Consider the following 22,417-nt stretch of genomic DNA (forward strand, 5'->3'; position numbering starts at 1 on the left):
TATAGTAGAAATACTTAAATAATTTAATATGTTCAGATTTTACAAACCAAATTTTTAAAATAACAGTCCAGAGATCTAATTCTTTTTAAAGAACTGAATCAAGCTCTATCGGTACATTTAAAGGGATGAAAACGATATAACATAACAAGCATCTTTTTTTTAAAAGGATTATTGCAGTCCTCATAGCCGGACAGGCTTAGTCCATTTGGACAAACAAAAGGACTAAGCCTGTCCGGTTCGCTATTTTCCTGTTCAAGTCAGTAGCTTGGCCAGTGTAGTGCCACCTCAAAAAATAGACCATGCCGGTTTAATAGCAGAACGAAGTGTAGTGGTTTGGACAAGCTAAGTGTTCAAGATTTATTTTGAAATGGGATATGGATTTCTCATTGCCGGAGGCTTAGTCTTTTTGGACAAACTAAAGGACCAAACCGAGCTTTTAGCGAGCTCATTAATGCAATTAATTGACAACAAGCTATTAATATATTTTCCGGCTCGCTATTTTCCTGTTCACGTTCGTAGCTTGCTTGTATAGTGCCCTCTAGAAAATAGACCATGCAAATATAGTCACTCAAACATGCCTTAACTACGCTTCATCTACGACGCATCTATGCTTGAACCACGGGGATATGGCGAAGGAAGGGTGAATATGACTGGGTTAAAATACAGAAATTCGCTAGTTTATTCTTCTTCGAATTAAGATAAGGGCGAACGTTCCAGAGGCTAAAGCAATTGCCCAGGTGTAATCATCTAGTGGGCATTGAAGCTCAAAATCGCTATAATATGTTCCCTGAACGCCTGAATAATACGGACCCAAACCAGCAATATTGGTTTTTTTATTGCAGGTAATTAAATAAACAAGGCTTCCTACACTTACAGCGCTACTCACTTCCCCACCCTGATCGCACACAAAGCAAGCCGTAGAAGTAGATATGGTGCCAGTGAAGCAACTGGTAGGTTGACCAGGAATGGCATATAGTTTTAAATCGCTGAATAGATTTACCCCTAAGCCAATAGTTGCGGGGTTAGAATAAATGTTCGAACTCACCATACATCCTGCATCAGCTTGGCAATGGCTGATATAAGCAAAAACTATAAATAAGAATGAACATAAAAATTTCATGATTGGCAACTGCTTCTCACAAAATTAAGGCAGCAGTACATCCGATTGATCGTTCTTTTTGTTCAGTTTGGTATGTCAAATATTGATCAAATAGATTTTATAAATGAACGACCACTTACTCAAGTCATTTAAAATTTGATATTTGAGTTTCTTGTAGCCCAAATGCATTCTTTGTGGATACGATAAGATTACGAGGTTCTTTAAATAGAAATATATACTTTTACCATATATCAGTCGGGAATATATTGCGAAAAGCTTCCTAAATGACGATAATGATGAATACAGTTTTTAATATACAACTTAATGATTGAAAAAATAGAACATCAGGGCAATTTATTGGCCATAATCATTAGGGCAAATTATCAAAAAGATGGAATAAGCTTTTTTACGCCCAATGATTTTTCTCAGCAATTGGGTTATATGAATAGAAAAAAGGGTTATGTAATTGAGCCTCATATCCATAAACTTGTAGAAAGAAAAGTAGTTTTAACCCAGGAAGTACTTTATATAAAAAGTGGAAGTGTTCTTGTAAATTTTTACGATGAAAGCCAGCTTTTTTTAGAGCATAGAATTGTGGTAACTGGCGATGTCATCCTTCTTGCAAGTGGAGGCCATGGTTTTGAAATGCTCGAAGATTCAGAAATGATCGAAATAAAACAAGGCCCTTATGTTGGAGAAGAAGACAAAGTAAGATTTAAACCCTAACAAATGCAAGAAGTTTTTAATGTCTACAGTTCTTATTATGATTTGATATATAAGGATAAAGACTATAATAGGGAAGCAGATTATGTTATAGAATTGATTACAAAATATCATAAAAACGCGATTGATATTATTGAGTTTGGTTCTGGCACCGGCAAGCATGCTGAATTATTTTCCTTAAAAGGATTTAATGTTGTTGGAGTAGAGCCAAGTGCCGAAATGATTAAAATTGCAACACCAAAAACAAATACCAGTCTTTCATTTGTTCAATCCTCAATAGAATCGTATAATAACACAAAAGACTTTGATGTTGCCTTAGCTCTTTTTCATGTAATCAGTTATTTAACTACGAACGAAGACCTCGAAAAAGCTTTTACAAATGTATGCAAGCGCTTAAAAAAAGATGGTTTATTTATATTTGATGTGTGGTACAGCCCGGCGGTTTTAACCCAATTACCCGAAAAAAGAACAAAAACCATTGAAAATGACTTAATTAAAGTGATTAGAAATGCCGAACCAACAATTCACTGGAATACAAACATCATCGACGTCGCTTATAAAATTGAGGTATTAAATAAACTTGAACAAAAAATCAGCCATCTATATGAAACCCACAAAATGCGTCATTTTAGTATCCCTGAGCTGCTGTTGTTAGCGAAGGTTTATGGCTTTGAATTGGTTACAACTCATGAATTTTTAACCAAAAAAATCCCTGGCGCTGATACTTGGGGCATCTGTATGGTTCTCCAAAAAAAATAATCAACCTTATGAAATTTATACCTGTAAATACACCTTTGTTAAATGGCAATGAACTTAAATATTTAACTGAATGTATCACAACAGGCTGGATTAGCAGTGAAGGGCCTTTTATTAAAGAATTTGAAGCAAAATTTTCATCATACATTGGTCAAAAACATGGAATAGCTGTAAGTAATGGTTCCGCAGCGCTGGATATAGCAATAAAGGCATTAGGCATATGTATGGGAGATGAAGTGATTATGCCCACATTTACGATTATCTCACCCGCACAATCCATTGTTACAGCAGGTGCAACACCAGTTTTAGTTGATTGTAGCTTAACAAACTGGAACATGAATGTAGTTGAAATCGAAAGCAAAATTACAGAAAGAACAAAAGCTATTCTTGTTGTACATATTTATGGCTTACCTGTGGATATGTCCTCCATTTTAACACTTGCAAAAAGATATAAGTTAAAAATAATTGAGGATGCAGCCGAAGTTCATGGACAAACCTATAATGGTCAAAAATGCGGATCTTTTGGTGATGTGTCTATTTTTAGTTTTTATCCCAATAAACACATAACCACGGGAGAAGGTGGAATGATTTTGACTAATGATCAACATCTTGCAGATCGATGCCAAAAATTAAGGAATCTTTGTTTTGAACCGTATGGACCAAGATTTGTTCATTACGAACTGGGCTGGAATTACCGCATGACCAATTTACAGGCTGCGTTGGGTCTTGCTCAGCTTGAGCAAATAGATTACTTTATTGATAAAAAAAGAAAGTTGGGCAGCTTTTATCAAAGGGAGTTAAGCTTTTTAAAAGATTTTGGATTCTTACTCCCAGAAGAATCTAGCGATTTCGCCGAGAATATTTATTGGGTTTTTGGGCTGGTAGCTTCATCAGAGGAGGAAAAAGAAAATTTAGTGGCTTTTTTGAATCAAAATAAAATTGCAACAAGACCATTTTTCTGGTGTATGCATGAACAGCCTGTTTTTAAGGAAATGGGCTTATTCCAAAATGAATCTTATCCAAATGCTGAAAAGCTGGCGAGAAATGGCTTTTATCTACCTTCCGGATTGGGAACCGAAGAAGAAGATTTGGAAAGAGTTGTTTCTGTGATAAAAAATTATAAAAATTAGATATGGCTTAGTCTTACGTAGACACGAAGATTAGATGCGAGTTTATGAACGAGCGATACTTTGATCTGAGAATATATGCCATTATCATTGAAAAAAAAGAACCTAAGATAAAAATATAATCATCTATTGGCGCATTACAGACTGGGATTGAATAAGTTCTCAAATCTCCATGCCCTGATCGACCTGTTACATAACATAGGCCAGCGGAGGAACCCAAATCAATATCATCAGCATGTCCCGTACTTGAAAATCCAGTATTAATTTCCCCGCAAGTATAACTGTTACTTCCGTTATTATTATTAATGGTTTTAGGATTAGAAATAGAATAAAAAGGGTACTGGACACCATCATTGTATTCAGGACTTAAACCATCATTAGTATAGGTTAAGTATACTGTGGGATAAAATACACAGCCTTGGTTTGCGCCGGGATTACCAGCGCCATAAGAAATTTCGGTCACAGCTAATAGCAGCAACAGACATTTTGCAAACTTCATAAAAAGAAAATAGACAACAAAAAAGTAGGTTTAAGACTACAATTTTACAAATATTGAAAATAAAATTCTTACTTACGAATTAATTAGACTTTTGGTTTTAAATTTTAGGAAAAGAATTAGTAAACAATTTGCAGTATATACTGAAGCTTCAGCAAAATTAAGTATTACTAAATAACAGCCATGAAATTGCTGTGATATTATTCAAATGAAATATTTATACATGAAGAATCAAACCTTCAGAATTTTATCTAGAATGATCAAAAAAAGCTGAAGGCATTCATATAAATTAAAAAGACAACATTTGTGGGATGACCAGATTAGAAGAAATAATCGCCATTTAGTTAGCAAGCTCCATCTTTAAAACGGATTTTTTTTTAGAATAATAAAAACCAACTAAACCAAGAACCGAAACTAAACCCCATGAATAATCATCTAGAGGACAAAAAAACAAATTTGCATCAACAACAACACCAGAATATGTCCCCGAACAAGCGGTACAAGGTGTAGACGTTGTAGAATTTATCTTGACAAACCTATTTGTTGGTGATCCAGATGGGCAATATGTTACAAAATAGGTGCAGTCATATACTCCAGCAGTCATAAAAAAAACTCCAGTTGAAGTAGAGCAACCCGGATCAGCTTTAGCTGTATTGATGGAAGAGAAGAATACTATATAAATAATACCTAAAATTATTTTTTTCATATCAAAGTTAGGAATTTAGGGTGATTCTAGAGTTACAAATATAACGAGAATCAAACAAAGAACCAAGTCAACAAATTAATCAAGCAAAACGGTCTTTCCTAAAAGCCTTGAGCATCTTTCTCAATGTCCTTATACACAATAAAAACAAACTTTAATAACCTTGAATTTTTCGCCTACGAATATAGTAAAAGGTTAAAGCAGAGAGCCCCATAGCAAAGGGTAAAATGTATTCGTCTAAAGAACAACCTGCCGGAAGTCCATAAGTTACTAGTGTACCCCCAAAGCCAGAAATAGAACATGTACCTCCCTTCGGAATTATGCAATATAAAGATTCTGGATTTGCATAACTCGTTCCGAAGAGATTGTAAGTCGTACCACCTGTGTTAGTTACATATAAGTTCCCAGTAATATCACCTATACAACCCGTTTGTGCATAGGAATTTTCTAATATGAAGCAAAATAATCCAAATAGAAATAAGATTTTGAATTTTCCCATCAATTAAAAGTTGCCCTTTTAATCATGGAAATGTGCTAAAACAACAAGGAGGTGATTAAAACAAAAGTAAAATATTCTACTGTTAATTTTATGCTTATTTCTTTATAATCATTGACTTATATCAACATTATGTACGAATTCTAATCTTGAATTTAATTTTAAAGCTTTCTATTTTTTCTTTTTTAGATATTTTAAAAGGTATTTTTGTACTTTACGTAATTAAACTAGACCGTCATCTCCATGACCATACATTTGCGATTCCTATTTCTTTATTTGATCAGCTTTTGCCTACTCACTTCGTGTGCTGTACGAAAACAGCATACCTTATTTAATTCTCCTACCGACATTGTAACCGATACCATTAAACAAGTTTATGTGGTGAATGATCAAGGGATTAGTGATGCTTATTATAAAATAAAAATAAACGATCAGTTGGCCATTCGCAATGTTCAGAATTTTGAGTTCGGCGCCAATAATAACAATACTGCCGGAAGCGCAACTGGCGGAACGAACGCTTCGGTTTTATCTTTTCAGGTTGAAACAGATGGTTTTGTTACTTTACCAGCCATTGGCAAAGTAGAGGTTGTGGGCTTAACCAGACGAGAAGCTGCATTAAAAATTCAGGATATCTACAAGCAAAAATTACTAAAAGACCCCATTATTGAGTTAACTGTTATCAATTTAAAAGTTACGCTTTTGGGCGAATTTGGCAAACAAGGGAATTTCTTGTTGGAACGAGATAACACCACATTGATAGATATTATTGGTGAGGCGGGCGGAATTACGAAAACAGCAGATCCTAAAACATTAAAAATTATTCGGGGAGATAGAAACCATCCGGAAATTATTTATGTAAATCTGAATGACATCAACAGCCTAGCCAGCAAAAAACTAATTATGCAAAATAATGACATTGTAGTTTTGCAACAAACCAAGGGACAAGCTATAAGTGAAAAACTACAAAGTGCCAATAATATTATACAGCCGCTTTTAGTCGTTATAAACTTAGCCGTATTAATTTTTACTTTAACTCGTTAATGGATTATAACAATCAAATCGAACAGAATAAGCTCGCTAGCCAAACAATTAATTATTGGAAAATTCTAAGAATTTTTTTAAGTAGGTGGTATTGGGTTGCTGGTTGTGTTCTCATAAGTTTTATTATTGCATGGCTTTATTTGCGCACAATAACACCAATTTATATTACCTCTGCATCGCTAAAACTGGACAATAACGATCAACAAATGAATACATTGCCCAATGCGCCAATGAATTATAGAGGATTTGTTTCCAATCAGATACAAACAGAGGGAATTATAATGCGTTCAGAAGATGTAATCTTGAATGCTCTAAAAAACCTTGATTATAAGATAAGTTACTATTTAGAGGGCCGCGTTAGAACATCAGAACTTTATCCGAAAACCCCATTCAAAATTGATATTTTATATCAGGATTCTGTAAATTTCAGTAGGGCCATCTACAATGTGAGCCCTATTGATGCCAATACTTTTGAGATTTCGACCAGCGACAATCAATTTAAAACTCAAGAAAAATATAAATATAATCAGCCCATTAACATGGGCAATATGGTTTTTGCTCTAAAATCTCCAGTGCCTGCTGTGGGTAAATACAGTTTTAAATTTAATGGGATTAGAGATTTATATGGTAGAGCTGCAGGTGGCTTAAATGTTTATGAACAAGAGAAGAATACGAACATTATGGGAGTTACCCATACGGACAGCAACCCCACTTTTTCGGCTGATGTACTTAATGAAATTATTAAACAGTATGTTAAAAACGATGCCGAGCTTAAAAAAAGATCCGCCAAACAAACTATCGATTACCTAAATAGCCAGATTGATTTTCTTGATGCTCAGGTAAATAAATCTGGCAATAAACTGTCTAACTTCCAAACTTCAAATAGAATTATTGATCCTGTAACTGACAAACAAATTAATAGCTCGAAACTTTCCCAATTACAAGATCAAGTTGCTCAACTTCAATTGCAGGAACTGGGCATACAACAGCTGGAAGATCAGGTTAAAAACAATAAAGATAAAATACAACTCAACTTAAATCTTGAGGGAACAAACAGTACGTTGCTGGCAGGTTTAATTACTCAGTTCAACTCATTAATTATTTCGAGAGAAAATAAATTGCAAAGCTTTAATGCTGAAGCACAGCCCATAAAAGATATTGAAAGTCAAATTAACGAGCTTAAACAAGCAATAGTAACAAATATTCGCCTATTACACGAGCGCAATCAGAAAACTATTTCCTATATTAATGGACAAATTAACAATGCCAATCAATCCTTAGGAACCATTCCGGCCAAACAAAATGATTTTGCCAAATTGCAAAGTAATTTCGACATCAATCAACGGATGTTTTCAATGCTTTTTGAACGCAAGCTTTCTGCTCAAATTAGCTCTGCAGCTGTAATTTCTGGAGCAACCATTATTGGCCAGGCACAACCTTCTTTCTCGCCCATTTCCCCTATTCCTCGCAAAATATATTCTTCCTACATGTTTATGGGCTTATTTGCTGGCTTGGGATTGATATTGGCAGCACGATTATTAAATCCTTATTTATACGATATTGAAACTATTGAAGGTATAACTGCAACACCAATAATCGGCGTGATTTTGAAATACCCTAAAAAAGTAGATTTCGAAAGTCAAAGTGTACTTTCGATTGAAAAGCCAAAATCTATTTTTGCAGAATCAGTGCGCTCGGTGAGGACAAATTTGAGCTTTATGGCAAGCGACCGAGCAACAAAAGTTATCTGCGTGACTTCTGAAATATCTGGAGAAGGTAAATCTTTTGTAAGCTTAAATCTAGCAGGTACACTTTCGATTATTGACAAAAAAGTCATCCTAATTGCAGCCGATTTAAGAAAATCTAAATTGCATAAAGCATTTGGATTTAATAATAATATTGGCCTTAGTACCTATCTTTCTAAACAAAGTTCTTTGGATGAGATTATAAATCGGGATGAAAAACATAATATTGATTACATTACCTCAGGACCTGTTCCGCCTAACCCTTCAGAGCTTTTACACAGCGATCAGATTCAGGAACTAATTGCTAAACTAAGACTTACATATGAATATATCATTATAGATACTGCACCTGTTGGGCTGGTTTCGGACTCTATCCCTCTTATTAGGCAGGCCGATGTAAATCTGTTTATTCTTCGATCAGGTGTTTCCAAAAACAGAGCTGCCAGCATTCCAGATCGTTTATCAAAAGAATATAGTTTGAATAACATTGCCATCATCCTAAATTCTTTTGGCAACGAAAAGTTGCACTCTAATATTTATACCACCAATTACGCTTACGGCAATACAGGCACTTACTATTATTCCAACTACACGGGTTATGGTAGAAGTGGGTATTATGATCATGAGAAAAGATGGTGGGAGTTTTGGAAGAAATAATGAGAGGTTTTGTGTCCTAGCCGGACAGGCTTTTTTCTTTTGAGAGACCAAAAGAAACAAAAGTTTCCGGCTTAAAATTTTTGACACCAAGCAAGTGAGATGGCTTGGACAGTAGTTGCTTCAATCCCGACAAATCGGGATGTTAGACTGGTTGAGAGCAGAACGGGGATTTGGTGCAGGGGCCAAGCAGGGTGCGGCAGCCAGTTGCATAATTCTTTTTTGATATAAAAGAATGTTTTGGAGTCATAGCCGGACAGGCTTTTTTCTTTTTGACAACAAAAAGAAACAAAAATTGCCGGCTTAAAATTTTTGACACCAAGCAAGTGAGAAGGCTTGGACAGTAGTTGCTTCAAAAATTTGTTAGGCCGGTTGAGAGCAGAACGAAGATTTAGTGCAGGAGCCAAGCAGGGTGCGGTAGCCAGTTGCAACATTCTTTTTTGATATAAAAGAATGTTTTTGAGTCCTGGCCGGACGGGCTTCTTTCTTTTGAGAGACCAAAAGAAACAAAAGTTTCCGGCTTAAAATTTTTGACACAAAGCAAGTGAGATGGCTTGGACAGTAGTTGCTTCAATCCCGACAAATCGGGATGTTAGGCTGGTTGAGAGCAGAATGGAGATTTGGTGCAGGGGCTAAGCAGGGGGCAGTATCAAATAGCTTAAATGCTTTTTTGATATAAAGAATGTTTTTGAGTCCTGGCCGAACAGGCTTTTTTCTTTTTGACAACAAAAAGAAACAAAAATTGCCGGCTTAAAATTTTTGACACCAAGCAAGTGAGCAGGGCCGGACAGTAGTTGCTTCAATCCCGACAAATCGGGATGTTAGGCCGGTTGAGAGCAGAACGGAGATTTGGTGCAGACCTGACGATGCTAAAAAGCAAGATTTATAGTTAAAAATAGAGGTTTAGTTATTTTCAGGTTTTACATTTTGAATAGACAAGATAATTGAAGATTGAAATAAGTTTTATAGATGATCGACAATAATTATAGATGGTACCCAGTTTACACGCGTTCGAGAGCAGAAAAAAAAGCTTATGAAGAATTAATCCGTAAAGACATTATCGCCTATCTTCCTCTTAAAAAGATACTTAAACAGTGGAGCGATCGCAAAAAAATTATTGAAGAACCTTTAATAAAATCTTATCTGTTTGTGTATATTTCGGCCAAAGAGCAGACGGAAGTTTTAATGACCAACGGCATCTCGAGGTTTATTTATTTCTCAGGGAATATAGCAAGCTTACCAGACAAACAAATACAGGATTTAAAGTTATTATTGGCTACTGAAGATGATTTAGAAGTTTTCGATTTTGCTATTAAAGCAGGCGAAAAAGTTGTTGTTAAAGCGGGCCCCTTTAAGGGAATGCTAGCCGAACTGGTTTCCATACACAATAAACAGCGCATCATTTTACGTTTACATAACATGGGGTATGCCATTGAAATTAATACTTCAATGAAATTTATTGAGAAGTTTTAAGGAATATTACTTTATTAGAAAGAGATATTTGTTGCTTTTTTGAAATAAAATGATTGGTGGGGTTCTAGACGGATGGGCATCTTTCTTTTGATAGACCAAAAGAAACAAAAGTCTCCGGATTAAAATTTTTGACACCAAGCAAGTGAGCAGGGCCGGACAGTAGTTGCTTCAATCCCGACAAATCGGGATGTTAGGCCGGTTAAGAGCAGAATAGAGATTGGTGCAGAGGCCAAGCAGGGAGAATAAGCATAATGAAAATTTATTGCATGCCTATCTGAGGTTTAGTAGAAAAGCTTAGGAAAAAAAGGAATGCAAATTAAAATGAATGTCTAATCGACTTAGATTAGCATTAAGAAAATATCAAGATTAATCGGTCATTTTTAAATTAAAAATGTGACTGAAAGGGCGAAGCTGTGCAAGGATGGTTTATTGGTCATTAGTTCATTAGTCAATAGTTCATTGGTTGTTGGTTGTTTATTGATTATTAACATTTGAAATATTTTTATTCTAAATGTGTCGCATAGCTGGAATTATTGATCGAAATCAATCTGTTGAAATCCTTAGCCATCGGGTGAAAGCGATGTGCGATAGCATGCAACACGGAGGTCCGGATGATTCTGGGATTTATGCAGACTTAGATGCCCATGTTTGTCTTGGAAATAGACGACTGGCCATTTTAGACTTGAGTTCGAGTGGACATCAGCCTATGGAAAGCAAGGATGGAAATCTTGCTGTAACCTACAATGGAGAAATCTATAATTTTAAGGAAATTAGAGCAGAATTGGTTTCTCAGGGATATCTTTTCAGAACCCAAACCGATACAGAAGTTATATTATACGCCTATCAGCACTGGGGAGAAAAATCTTTCGAAAAATTAGATGGAATTTTTGCCTTTAGCATTTTTGATAAACAAAAACAATGCGTATATCTTGTTCGTGATTTTAACGGAATTAAACCGCTTTATTATCATTTAGAAAATGGCCAGCTAACTTTTGCTTCGGAAGTTAAGGCATTTCAACATGCCCATATTAATCAGGAAGACGAAAATTGGAAAATCTACTATCTTGCATTTGGCCATATTCCAGAACCATATACCACGCTCAAAAACGTGTATAGCTTTGCAAAGGGAAGTTATTTAAGATATCATCTAAACACTTCAAGTTGCGAGATAACTTCTTATTTTCAGTTCGAAAGTTCATCCTTTATTACCGACGAAAACTACGCAATTAAAAGAATAAGGGAAGAACTGAGCAAATCTATTCAACAGCAGCTTATTTCTGATGTAAATATTGGCGTTTTATTTAGTGGCGGACTTGATTCTAGTATTATAACCGTTCTGGCCAATCAATATAGCCAAGATAATTTAAGCTGTATCTCCGCAAATTTTGATGAAATCGATTTTTCTGAGCACAAGCAGAGAACCGGTTTGCTTAATAAAATCAATGCAAATAAAATAGAACGTCTGATCACTTATCGAGATTTTGTACAGAATTTTGATGCCGTAATCCAAAACATGGATCAGCCGACCAATGATGGGATAAACACCTGGTTTGTTTGCAAAGCGGCCAAAGAAAACGGTATAAAATCTGTCCTTTCTGGCTTAGGCGCCGACGAATTATTTGGAGGTTATCCTTCTTTTGATCGGATCCATAAAATTCAAAATTTAAACTGGTTAAGTAAAAGCAGCCTAAAAAGCACACGCTACTTTAAAAACATTAAACTTAAACGACTTTATTATCTGAGTTTGGACTCCCCTATCGGCGAATATCTGTGCTTACGAGGCGTGTACTCACCTGATGTTATTGCAGAACTTTTGGATATTGATATGAAGACTGTGCTTGATTGCCTGGAAAACATTCCGGTAAGTGCACATATTAAAAATACCAGTAACGAAACACGGGCAAGCTGGTTCGAATTTAATATGTACATGCAAAACCAGCTTTTAAAGGATACCGATTTTATGAGCATGAGTCATGGTGTTGAAGTTCGAGTGCCATTTTTGGATCGAAATTTTGTTAGTCTGGTACTCTCCATTTCAAATGAAATCAAATTTAGCTACGAGCAAAAGAAAAAGCTTTTGGTAGAAGCTTACAAAGATGATCTACCTGTGGAAACCTGGAACAGATCCAAAATGGGATTTACCTTTCCTTTCCAAGAGTGGATGCGCAAGAATAGAGACATTTCCGACCCTGAGATTTATATTAATAAAAGGGCCAAAGCCTTAATGCATACCTTTAGAGATAATAATCTCCACTGGTCTTCTGCATTTGCACTCTACCGAATTTATCATGCCAGCTAAAGTGCTATTTTTAACCTTAAAAACATTTGGCTTTACAGGAGGCATAGAGAAAGTATGCCGAACTTTGTGCAGGGTTTTCTATGATTTAAGTGAGGAAAAAAAAGTAGAGCCCTCTGTTTACTCCATGTATGATCGAGATACGGAACGCGATTCGAGGTATTTAAGCAAAAGTCAGTTCACAGGTTTCAATTTTAATCGAAAATACTTTGTGCTTAAAGCATTAATTAAAGGACTTAAATCTGATGTGATTGTACTCAGCCACATCCACTTGCTTAATGTTGGCTATTTGATTAAAAAAATCCAACCCAAAAAAAGAGTTTACCTCATTGCTCACGGAATAGAAATATGGAGGTCGTTACCAGAAGCAAAGGTTAATGTGCTTAAAAGTTTGGATATGATTATTTGTGTAAGCCACTTTACTGCCAGCAAGATCCATACGATGCATGGCATTCCAGAGGCTCAATTGGAAGTTCTAAATAACTGCTTAGATCCTTTTTATTATATCTCCAAGAACTTTGATAAGCCGAAGTTTTTATTAGATCGATACCAATTGAACGAAGACAACATTATTTTATTTTCGCTGTCCAGGTTGTCATCATCAGAAAAATACAAGGGCTATGATCATAATATAGAATTGCTTCCAGCTTTGTTAGAAAAACATCCAAATCTTATTTATTTATTAGGAGGAAAATGGGATGACCTCGAAAAACGAAGATTGGATGAACTCGTTAAAAAACATCATTTAGAGAAACGGATTCGTATTATTGGTTTTGTAGACGAGGCTGAAGTAACGGATCATTTCCTTTTATCAGATATATTTATTATGCCCAGCAAAAAAGAAGGTTTCGGGATCGTTTTTATAGAAGCCGTAGCCAGTGGTTTACAGGTTATTGCCGGGAATAAAGACGGAAGTATTGATGCTTTGAGAAATGGAAGGCTTGGCGCCCTAGTAGACCCTGACAATTTGAAAGACATTCAGGAGAAAATCCAATACTTTTTAGATCATCCTCAAAGCATAAATGATAAGCTCATTTTGCAACGCGATTGTATGGAGGTTTTCAATTATAGCCGGTATAAAAAAGCTGTAGAGTTGCTCATTATCAAAGGAAGTATTGGTAAAAAGTTTGTTTATGCGTAGTGCCAATTATTGGTAATTAAGCGTCAAGATTGAATGTATAATTGTTAAATCACACCAAAAAATAATGATACAGGTTACTAAACCATTCCTACCTCCAAAAGAAGAGGTTTATAAATTATTCGATGGTATTTGGGAATCTGAGTGGCTAACTAATGACGGGCCATTAGTGAATGCATTAGAATCCAGTCTGAAAGACTACTTAAACATACAAAAGCTAATTTTTGTAAATAACGGTACTACCGCACTTCAGATTGCAATTAAAGCCTTAGCATTAAAAGGTGAAATTATTACCACTCCTTTCAGTTTTGTAGCTACGAGCAGTTCAATTGTCTGGGGTAATTGCAAACCTGTTTTTGTAGATATTTGCTCGAATTCATTTAATCTGAATCCTGATTTAATAGAGGATGCAATTACTTCAGAAACGTCTGCAATCTTAGCAACACATGTTTTTGGTTATCCCTGTAATATTGATGCCATTGAACAAATTGCGACCAAATATGGTTTGAAGGTCATTTACGATGCTGCGCATTGCTTTGGATCATTGTATAAAAACAAGTCGGTTTTTTCGTATGGAGATATCAGCATCACAAGTTTTCATGCAACCAAACTTTTTCATACAGTAGAAGGTGGTGCTTTATTTTGTCATTCATCATCTTTACTGAATAAGGTATCTTATATGCGGAACTTTGGCTTTGAAGGTGCGCACTCTTTTGCTGAAATCGGAATAAACGGAAAGAATTCAGAATTTCATGCCGCTATGGGATTGGTAAATTTAAACTATATTGACTCTATCTTAAAAAAGCGCAAATTATTGTGTTTATATTATCGGAAGAAGTTAAGTAATATCGCCATAAAATTTCAAGAGCAGGTTGCGGATAGCGAACCAAATTATTGTTACATGCCAATAGTACTGGAAGACGAGGAAATGACTTTGAATGTGATTGAAGCGCTTGAGTCAAATGACATTTTTCCACGCCGTTATTTTTATCCGTCCTTAAATACAGTACCAATATTTAATTCCCTGCAAAATTGCCCTGTAAGTGAGTCCATTTCCTCACGGATTATCTGTCTTCCGCTCTATCATACTTTGGAAATGGAAGATGTTGATTTAATTACAAATATAATTTTGGCAGCTTTGAAGCTTAAGGCATTGAGCTACTGTTAAACTACAGATTTAATTTCCATAATGAACGAACAAGAACACGACTGGACCATTGAAGCCAAATCGTCTTTATTAGATTTAAAACTTAATGAAGTTTGGGCATATCGTGATTTATTATGGCTTCTTGTTCGCAGGGATTTTGTCTCTTTTTACAAACAAACTATTCTTGGGCCCCTGTGGTTTTTCATTCAGCCTTTGTTTACTACAATAATTTTCACTTTCATATTTGGAAACTTAGCCGGAATTTCTACTGATGGTTTACCAAAACCTCTTTTTTATATGGCAGGGATTACCGCCTGGAACTATTTCGCAGATTGTTTGAACAAGACCTCATCTGTATTTAAGGATAATGCGGGGATTTTTGGTAAGGTTTATTTTCCAAGGTTAATTATGCCCTTGAGTATTGTGGTTAGCAATCTAGTGAGATTTGGTGTTCAGATGATTTTGTTTCTGCTTTTCATGGGCTATTATTATTTGTTAGGAGCGCACTTTCAGGTTACTTGGGCTATTCTATTGTTTCCTTTGCTCCTAGTTCTCATGGCGCTTTTGGGTTTGGGCGCAGGTATGATCATTTCTGCAATGACCACCAAATATAGAGATCTTGCTTTTCTAATTGGTTTTGGCGTGCAATTGTTCATGTATGCAACTACTGTAATTTACCCGCTATCAACTGCTATAGAAAAATATCCAACATACAGCTGGATTATTGAATACAACCCCATGACGCCCATTATCGAAACGTTTAGATACGGCTTTTTGGGTGAAGGAAGTTTCAGCTGGCAAAGCTTAGGCTATGCTACTACAGTTACTGTTTTGCTCCTCGTTATCGGAATCATAATTTTTAATAAAGTGGAACGGAATTTTGTGGATACGGTTTAAAAAAGTTTAGTTGGGAAGACGCGGATCTGGGAAGATGAATAAATGGTATAAACTTAATACATTAGTAAAATCATCCTTTATTTTTTGATTTAGAACTAAATAAAGATTATGTATACCTATCCATTCGAAAAATTAGATGTATGGCAATTGGCCAGAAAATTCAGAAAAGACATTTATGACTTAGTCAATCTATTTCCAAGAGAAGAACTATTCGGTTTGACGAGCCAGATAAAGCGTTCAGCAAGCAGTATTGGAGATAATATTTCTGAAGGATCAGCAAGACTTACTAATAAAGACCGAGCCCATTTCTACGTTATCGCTTATTCAAGTGCAATTGAGACAATTAATCATTTAATTGGCGCTTTAGATTTAAGGTACATTACCGAGGAGCAATATTTGAGACTGCGACAAAAATTAGAAGAACTTACAAACAAAATAAATGCACTTCACAAAGCCCAGTTTAAAACAATATAAGGATACTCACCAACTGACCAAAAACCAACTAACCTTTCATGTCTGTAGCCATTAAAGTAGAAAACCTTTCTAAAGCCTATCAACTTGGCCAAATTGGGACTGGAACGATCAGTCGGGATTTAGAGCGTTGGTATGCTCGCATTCGTGGAAAAGAGGATCCATTTTTACGCATCGGAGAAAGTAATGATCAACATAGCAAAAGTGAAAGTAATGTCGTTTGGAGTTTAAAAGACATCAACTTCGAAATTAAACAAGGTGATGCGGTAGGGATTATTGGTCGGAATGGCGCAGGGAAAAGTACGCTTTTGAAAATATTGAGTAAGGTAACAGCACCTACAACCGGAAAAATTTCTGGTAAGGGCAGAATAGCCAGTTTGCTCGAAGTGGGAACAGGATTTCATCCTGAATTATCTGGCAGGGAAAATATCTTTCTGAACGGTGCTATATTGGGCATGCGTAAGAAGGAAATTCAACGAAAACTAGAGGAGATTGTAGATTTTGCCGGCATAGAACGATACTTGGATACTCCCGTAAAAAGATATAGTTCTGGGATGTATGTCCGATTAGCATTTGCAGTAGCAGCTCATTTAGAATCAGAAATTTTAATTGTGGATGAGGTTTTGGCTGTTGGTGATGCAGAGTTTCAAAAAAAGTGCCTAGGTAAGATGGGAGAAGTGAGTAAAGGAGAAGGAAGGACAGTGTTGTTTGTGAGTCATAATATGGCAAGTATAAAACAGCTGTGCGATAAAGGAATTTTATTGAATAATGGTATAGTACAATATAGTGGTAAAATTTCGAAAATTATTTCTTCTTATTTTATAAACTACAATAAACAAGAAGTATTTTTTGAAAACGACGATTTTTCAGCGAAAAAGCTATATTGTACTAATGCAAAAAATCAAACTGTTAATAGCGTAACAAACGGCAGCGAATTATTTATAAAAGTTTTACTTGAAGTTAAGGTTCAAAATCCAAATTTAGGATTCTGTATTGCTATTTACAATGGAATGAAGGAATTGTTAACCTGCATAAACACTTTTCATATTCATTCCGAAATAGCTTCTCTTGGTACTGGAAAACATGAATTTGTCATCCCAATTCCTAAATATATATTCAATGAAGGTGAGTATTTTATTAATCTTCACCTTAACAGTTCATCTGGAGATCTCTACTATATAATTGAAAATTGCTATACATTTACAATTTTAGATGATGATAAAAGAAGAGGTGGAATTTACAGAGATAGTTGGCCTGGACAAATCAGTTTAGTCCCAAATATAAATATTAATGTGGTGCAATGATACTTTCTACCAAAAACACAACTGAACATTTATTAAAAAAAACGGGGGGACAAATATACTATGGGCCATTTTCTGGCTTAAATATTCCCGATAAGTTAATTTCCGAATTATCCGTTTCTGAAATTCTTGGCCTGTATGAATCTTGTTTATTCCCAGTTTGGGAAGCTCTATTATCAAAGCAAGTTAACAACATTATGATGATAGGTGGCGGGCATGGATACTACAGTGCAACACTCTCTTATCTTTTCCAACCAAATGAAACCTATATTTTTGAGGCGAATATGGCTTACCATGAAATGATTATTGAATGGTGTAAGTATAATAAAATTAATACCCCTAACCTATTTCCTTTGGCTACTCAAGAAATTCTAGCCACATGGGAAAAACCCGTTGAACTATTAATATGTGATTGTGAGGGAGGTGAATCTTACTTATTAAATCCTCTTGTTTACACTTGGCAACTAAACTGCGATATCGTTGTTGAGGTTCACCCTTTTATTGTTGATAATCTTGTTAGCGATATTATTAAAAAATTCAAAAAATCTCATCGCATTAAAATTATTTATGATGATTTTAATGAAGATGATAAAATTGCAAAAATACTGAATGGATTTAGCCTACAAAAGTTGCAATATGATAAACATCCAAATCATAGGTGGATTTTAAAAGATGGCGCAAAAGTTTTCACAAGCGGACTTTTCTTATTCTTAGAAAAAATATGATCCCAAAAATAATTCATTATTGTTGGTTTGGAAATAATGATTTTGATCCATTAATTAAGAAATGTATTTCTTCCTGGGAACGAGAATTACCAGATTATCAAATTATAAAATGGGATGAAAACAACTTCGATATTCTAAACTCGAATACTTTTGTTAAAAAAGCATTTGAGCTTAAAAAGTGGGCTTTCGTAAGTGATTTTGTAAGAGCCTATGCTTTATATAATTACGGGGGAATTTATTTAGATACAGATGTAGAAATAAAACATTCTTTAAATAGATTTTTAAATCATAGCGCTTTTTCTGGTTTCGAACAGACAGGCGCACCCTTTACTGCCCTATGGGCTTCAGAGAAAAAACATCCATGGCCAGAGGCTGTACTGAATTATTATTATGACCAGATGGAATTCAGCCTAAAAACCAACACAAAAATCGTTTCAGAAATCTTAATAGATAAATACAAAGTAGACCCAAATAAGAATGCTACCCAATATTTGGATGATGGAATTGTAATTTATTCATCTGATGTGTTTTGCGTTGATATAACCTTAAATTTTGCATGTCACCATTTTAATTGCTCTTGGGTAGAAGATGGTGAACATCCAATTCCCTTTAAGGATGCATTAAATTTAGACTATTATAAGGAAAAGTATTTAGAAGCAATTAAGGTTTCCAAAATAGTTGCGGATAAGGAGCTCGTTAAATATGTTAAATCCAAATATCTGTTTGCAGAGCTTTTTAAAAGACTAAAGAATAAAATGAAACTAACCAAATGAGGATTTCATTTGTATTTGGCACCAGACCAGAAGCCATTAAACTAGCTCCAGTAATTAAAGAGTTTGCAAGAAACAATCTTTTTGAATTAAACATTTGTTTTACAGGGCAACATAAAGACATGGTTATTCCGATATTAAAACTATTTAATATCAATATACATGTAAATTTAGAAACCATGAGTAAAGACCAGCAACTCAGCGAAGTTGTTGGCGTAATGTTCACTGAAATTGGCAAATATTTAAGCAAAATAAAGCCCGATGTAGTTTTTGTGCAGGGTGATACAACAACAGCAATGGTGGCCGCTACAGTTGCCTTTTTCGCAGGGATAAAAGTTGCACATGTAGAAGCAGGTTTAAGAACAAATGATATATATTCACCGTTTCCTGAAGAATTTAACCGAGTAGTAATTAGCAAAATAACCAACTTCCATTTTGCAGCTACAAAAAATGCTTTTAATAATTTGCTTAACGAAGGTGTAAGTTCAGAGCATATTTGCTTAACAGGAAATACCGGGATTGATGCCCTCGTATTTGCATCTAAAAATAAATCTCATAATTTATTAAAGTTTTTACCAGAGCATGTGCTTGATAAGAAAATCGTTCTTATAACTTGTCACAGGCGAGAAAACTTCGGTTTAAAATTCAAAAATATTTGCAAAGCTGTTAAAGAATTGTCTGAAAAATTTCCGGATGTAAATTTTATATACCCTGTTCATTTAAACCCAAATGTAAACAGCCCTGCCCGAAAATTATTGTCTGATATCGATAACGTTATCTTAATTGAGCCAATAGATTATTTTGATTTCGTTCAACTCATGAATAAATCTTATTTAATTATTACCGATTCAGGAGGTATTCAAGAAGAGGCACCGAGTTTAAATAAGCCATTATTAATCATTCGAGAGAATACCGAAAGGCAAGAAGGTGTAACTGCTGGAACTGCCATTTTAGCTGGGACATCTACAAGAAAAATAGTTGAGCGTACAACAACATTATTGGAAAATAAAGATCTCTATCTAAAAATGACCAAAATAAAAAATCCATTTGGTGATGGAATGGCATCTAAGAGAATCCACGAGTATCTTGAATCAAAACTGAAATGATATTTTGAGAATATCAGTTATTATCCCAACCCGAGATAGGGCACAAATGCTAAGTTGTACATTAACTAGCCTTTATAAGCAATCCGAATTAAATGAAATTGAGGTAATTGTGATTGATAATGGATCAAGTGACAATACATTACAAATTGTTGAGGGATTTAAAGACAAAATCCCAAATCTGAAATATGAATTTAACGACATGCCAGGATTATTAACCGGTAGACATCGGGGGGTTGAATTGGCATCAGCAGAGATACTATGTTTTTTAGATGATGATGTAATCCTAAATGCCTATTACATAAATACACTCAAAAATTTATTTGACGAAAATGAGGATCTGCATTTTGCAACTGGGCCTTGCTTACCCGATTTTGAAAAAGCCCCCCCATATTGGTTAGCCTATTTTTGGGACAAATTTAACGACGGAAAGTTTTGTTTTTGGCTTAGTTTATTGGATTTAGGCAATAAACCAATCAAAATAAGCCCTATTTTTGTTTGCGGATTAAATTTTTGTTGTCGTAAGGCAACGTTAATTAGATTGGAAGGATTTCATCCTGATTGCATTCCTGCAAGCCTACAACAGTTTCAGGGCGATGGGGAAACTGCTTTAACACAAAAAGCAATTGCACAAAATTTAGAGGCTTTTTATCATCCAGGACTTTTGGTAAAACACATTATTCCAAATGAGAGATTGACATTTGAATATTTCAAAAAAAGAGCATATTATCAGGGAGTATGCAACTCATTCTCAATAAGTAGAGCTTCTGTATATAAAGACAATGCTTTAGCTCCAACCGCTATTAAACCATTATCCTTGATTAAAAGAATCAATAATAAAGCACAAAGAATTTATTTTAAGTTTTGGCCAAAAAATCAACAATCAGAAAAGCCAGAAGAAATAAAGAGAATGTTTGAAGAATTAGCTGAATCAGAAAAACAAGGATTTATGTTTCATCAAAATGCTTTTAATACTGATCCAAATGTTAAAAACTGGGTTCTTAAAAAAAATTATTGGAACTACACATTACCCATTCAATAAAGACATTAAGTAAATTATAAAAATGAAAAAGTTTAAAGTTGGAGTATGGGTTGATGCAAGCTTTATTCCAGAATCTGGCGGAGGGCATTCATTTTTATATCAATTAATTGAAAGTATTGATGAAAAAAAATTTCGAAATGAAATAGAGATTTTTTTTGTAGGATTTAAACTTAAAACCATTTTTAAAAAAGAAGTAATCAACTTATCTTATTCAGAGAGCCCACTTTACCAAAAGAAGGTAAATTTTTTCCATAAGTACCTTAGCATCAACATCATTCGAAAGGATATTGAAAAGAATTATATAAAAGCTGAACAAGACCTTCGAAAACTTGAGATCGATATTATTTTTTATCCTACACCAGATGTGTTCCTTCAAAATTATCCTTACATAATTATGAACTGGGATTTAGCGCATAGAACCACTCATCCTTTTCCAGAAGTTGCCATGTTTGGAAATTGGGAAAATAGAGAGAAAAAGATTCATAATAATTTAAATAAGGCTTTATTAATTTGTGCTGAATCTGAAACTGGAAAAAATGAGATTATTAACCATTATAACATTTCTGCAGATAAGATTACAATTTTACCGCTTTTTCCAAGTAAAATCATTTCTGAAAACATTATACCCAAAAAACCTGAATGGTTAAACTCAGATACGAAATTCTTTATATATCCAGCTCAGTTTTGGGCGCATAAAAACCATTATAATCTTATAATTGCTTTTAAATCTTTTATCGAAGACAATAATCAGGATTATATTTTAATCTTATCAGGAAGTGATCAAGGAAATGGAAATTATATTAAAAGTTTAATCAAAGAATTGGGCTTAGAACATGCTATAAAAACTCCAGGATTTATTGCTGATCAGCATTTAAAATGGCTTTATAAAAATTCGGAGGGTTTAGTTTTTCCTACCCTTTTAGGCCCTACAAATATGCCCCTATTAGAAGCATTGCATTTAAATTGTAAAATAGCTTGTTCGAACCTAAAAGGTCATAAGGCAATGACTGGCGATTTAGCAATATATTTTGATCCCCTAGACCCAAATTCTATAAAACAATCATTAGATATTTTAAAAACAAATGACAATAGGAGTTTAAGCACAACAAAATTAAAGAATGTATTAGAGTACTACACTTTAGAGAATGCAATAATTGCCTTTGAAAGCACAATAACTAAAAGTATGAACATTAAAAGAACCTGGGGATTCTAAT

The 22,417-nt window shown here is 34.6% G+C and carries 21 protein-coding genes; 17 read left to right on the forward strand and 4 right to left on the reverse strand.

Translation table 11 applies throughout. From position 1 onward, the window contains the following. Positions 1-673: 673 nt before the first annotated feature. On the reverse strand, positions 674-1,120 hold the full coding sequence (locus DF947_RS13835) for a hypothetical protein (protein WP_146202919.1): 447 nt from the start codon (positions 1,118-1,120) through the stop codon (positions 674-676). A gap of 303 nt (positions 1,121-1,423) precedes the next feature. On the opposite strand from DF947_RS13835, the gene DF947_RS13840 reads away from it, so the two are divergent. From DF947_RS13840 to DF947_RS13850, 3 genes are read left to right on the forward strand one after another with little or no spacing between them, the layout of a single operon-like run. Further along, positions 1,424-1,825 (forward strand): cupin domain-containing protein, encoded by a 402-nt coding sequence (locus tag DF947_RS13840; RefSeq protein WP_109930623.1) that lies wholly within the window; start codon positions 1,424-1,426, stop codon positions 1,823-1,825. Between the two features lie 3 nt (positions 1,826-1,828). Then, complete coding sequence (locus DF947_RS13845; protein WP_109930624.1) at positions 1,829-2,581, forward strand: class I SAM-dependent DNA methyltransferase; 753 nt, start codon at positions 1,829-1,831, stop codon at positions 2,579-2,581. An 8-nt stretch (positions 2,582-2,589) separates the two neighbouring features. Further along, a complete protein-coding gene (locus DF947_RS13850) occupies positions 2,590-3,708 on the forward strand; it encodes a DegT/DnrJ/EryC1/StrS family aminotransferase (protein WP_109930707.1) in 1,119 nt (372 codons plus the stop codon). 13 nt (positions 3,709-3,721) lie between these two features. Here the strand turns inward: DF947_RS13850 and DF947_RS13855 are convergent, their stop codons facing one another. Next, positions 3,722-4,168 (reverse strand): hypothetical protein, encoded by a 447-nt coding sequence (locus tag DF947_RS13855; RefSeq protein WP_146202920.1) that lies wholly within the window; start codon positions 4,166-4,168, stop codon positions 3,722-3,724. A 373-nt stretch (positions 4,169-4,541) separates the two neighbouring features. Further along, a complete protein-coding gene (locus DF947_RS13860; protein ID WP_109930626.1) occupies positions 4,542-4,907 on the reverse strand; it encodes a hypothetical protein in 366 nt (121 codons plus the stop codon). A 736-nt stretch (positions 4,908-5,643) separates the two neighbouring features. Here DF947_RS13860 and DF947_RS13870 point away from each other — a divergent pair. Next, entirely contained in the window at positions 5,644-6,441 is a 798-nt protein-coding gene (locus tag DF947_RS13870; RefSeq protein ID WP_109930628.1) for a polysaccharide biosynthesis/export family protein, read from the forward strand. Then, positions 6,441-8,843 carry a GumC family protein gene (locus tag DF947_RS13875; RefSeq protein WP_109930629.1) on the forward strand — a complete coding sequence of 801 codons (2,403 nt, stop codon included), beginning with the start codon at positions 6,441-6,443 and terminating at the stop codon, positions 8,841-8,843. Before DF947_RS13870 ends, DF947_RS13875 begins: the two co-directional genes overlap by 1 nt. Before the next feature lie 71 nt (positions 8,844-8,914). Here the strand turns inward: DF947_RS13875 and DF947_RS13880 are convergent, their stop codons facing one another. Continuing rightward, complete coding sequence (locus DF947_RS13880) at positions 8,915-9,274, reverse strand: hypothetical protein (protein WP_109930630.1); 360 nt, start codon at positions 9,272-9,274, stop codon at positions 8,915-8,917. Positions 9,275-9,809: 535 nt separating this feature from the next. Here DF947_RS13880 and DF947_RS13885 point away from each other — a divergent pair. The 12 genes from DF947_RS13885 to DF947_RS13940 all read left to right on the forward strand — a co-directional run bounded on the left by DF947_RS13885 (position 9,810) and on the right by DF947_RS13940 (position 22,416). Then, on the forward strand, positions 9,810-10,313 hold the full coding sequence (locus tag DF947_RS13885) for a UpxY family transcription antiterminator (RefSeq protein WP_109930631.1): 504 nt from the start codon (positions 9,810-9,812) through the stop codon (positions 10,311-10,313). Between the two features lie 511 nt (positions 10,314-10,824). Then, the gene (gene asnB, locus DF947_RS13890; protein ID WP_109930632.1) at positions 10,825-12,612 is read left to right on the forward strand and encodes an asparagine synthase (glutamine-hydrolyzing); all 1,788 of its coding nucleotides are present in this window, start codon (positions 10,825-10,827) and stop codon (positions 12,610-12,612) included. Then, positions 12,602-13,750, forward strand: coding sequence for a glycosyltransferase family 4 protein (locus DF947_RS13895; protein WP_109930633.1), 1,149 nt, complete (start codon positions 12,602-12,604; stop codon positions 13,748-13,750). Before asnB ends, DF947_RS13895 begins: the two co-directional genes overlap by 11 nt. 64 nt (positions 13,751-13,814) lie before the next feature. Then, on the forward strand, positions 13,815-14,915 hold the full coding sequence (locus tag DF947_RS13900) for a DegT/DnrJ/EryC1/StrS family aminotransferase (protein WP_109930634.1): 1,101 nt from the start codon (positions 13,815-13,817) through the stop codon (positions 14,913-14,915). Positions 14,916-14,936: 21 nt separating this feature from the next. Next, positions 14,937-15,791, forward strand: coding sequence for an ABC transporter permease (locus DF947_RS13905; RefSeq protein ID WP_109930635.1), 855 nt, complete (start codon positions 14,937-14,939; stop codon positions 15,789-15,791). A 108-nt stretch (positions 15,792-15,899) separates the two neighbouring features. After that, complete coding sequence (locus tag DF947_RS13910; RefSeq protein WP_109930636.1) at positions 15,900-16,265, forward strand: four helix bundle protein; 366 nt, start codon at positions 15,900-15,902, stop codon at positions 16,263-16,265. Positions 16,266-16,303: 38 nt separating this feature from the next. Then, on the forward strand, positions 16,304-17,566 hold the full coding sequence (locus DF947_RS13915; protein ID WP_109930637.1) for an ABC transporter ATP-binding protein: 1,263 nt from the start codon (positions 16,304-16,306) through the stop codon (positions 17,564-17,566). Then, positions 17,563-18,288: a hypothetical protein gene (locus tag DF947_RS13920; protein ID WP_109930638.1), complete on the forward strand. Its 726-nt coding sequence runs from the start codon at positions 17,563-17,565 to the stop codon at positions 18,286-18,288. Before DF947_RS13915 ends, DF947_RS13920 begins: the two co-directional genes overlap by 4 nt. After that, entirely contained in the window at positions 18,285-19,061 is a 777-nt protein-coding gene (locus DF947_RS13925) for a glycosyltransferase family 32 protein (protein WP_109930639.1), read from the forward strand. The genes DF947_RS13920 and DF947_RS13925 overlap by 4 nt, the downstream gene beginning before the upstream one ends. Next, positions 19,058-20,164 (forward strand): non-hydrolyzing UDP-N-acetylglucosamine 2-epimerase, encoded by a 1,107-nt coding sequence (wecB, locus tag DF947_RS13930; RefSeq protein WP_109930640.1) that lies wholly within the window; start codon positions 19,058-19,060, stop codon positions 20,162-20,164. Before DF947_RS13925 ends, wecB begins: the two co-directional genes overlap by 4 nt. Positions 20,165-20,168: 4 nt before the next feature. Continuing rightward, positions 20,169-21,203 (forward strand): glycosyltransferase family A protein, encoded by a 1,035-nt coding sequence (locus tag DF947_RS13935; protein WP_146202922.1) that lies wholly within the window; start codon positions 20,169-20,171, stop codon positions 21,201-21,203. A 22-nt stretch (positions 21,204-21,225) separates the two neighbouring features. Continuing rightward, positions 21,226-22,416: a glycosyltransferase family 4 protein gene (locus DF947_RS13940; RefSeq protein ID WP_109930642.1), complete on the forward strand. Its 1,191-nt coding sequence runs from the start codon at positions 21,226-21,228 to the stop codon at positions 22,414-22,416. The last annotated feature ends 1 nt before the right edge of the window (position 22,417 follow it).

Origin of the sequence: Pedobacter paludis, from assembly GCF_003173575.1 — a bacterium.
Classification (GTDB): Bacteria; Bacteroidota; Bacteroidia; order Sphingobacteriales; family Sphingobacteriaceae; genus Pedobacter; species Pedobacter paludis.